The sequence below is a fragment of the Paenibacillus sp. EKM301P genome (assembly GCF_011800295.1).
Classification (GTDB): Bacteria; Bacillota; Bacilli; order Paenibacillales; family Paenibacillaceae; genus Paenibacillus; species Paenibacillus polymyxa.
In genome coordinates this window covers 1-232 of sequence record NZ_JAALFM010000160.1, presented here as the reverse complement: position 1 = coordinate 232, position 232 = coordinate 1, and the positions used below count along the sequence as shown (strand labels likewise).

Sequence of the window (232 nt, the reverse complement as noted above, 5' to 3'; positions counted from 1 at the left end):
GAACACGACCGTTAAGCCCTCCAGCGCCGATGGTACTTGGACCGCAGGGTCCTGGGAGAGTAGGACGCCGCCAAGCATAAGCCCCTTCTCTGGGGATTTTTTTTCGCCTGTAAGACTGACCTCTATATAGTCAGAATTAAGTGTTATGTCTAAGATGGGGCTATAGCTCAGCTGGGAGAGCGCCTGCCTTGCACGCAGGAGGTCAGGGGTTCGATCCCCCTTGGCTCCACCA

The 232-nt window shown here is 55.6% G+C and carries 1 tRNA gene and 1 rRNA gene; both read left to right on the top strand.

Annotated features, from left to right (window positions below):
* Positions 1-76 (top strand): 5S ribosomal RNA (gene rrf / locus HFD99_RS26170); the annotation flags it as partial.
* Between the two features lie 80 nt (positions 77-156).
* Positions 157-232 (top strand) — tRNA-Ala (locus HFD99_RS25350).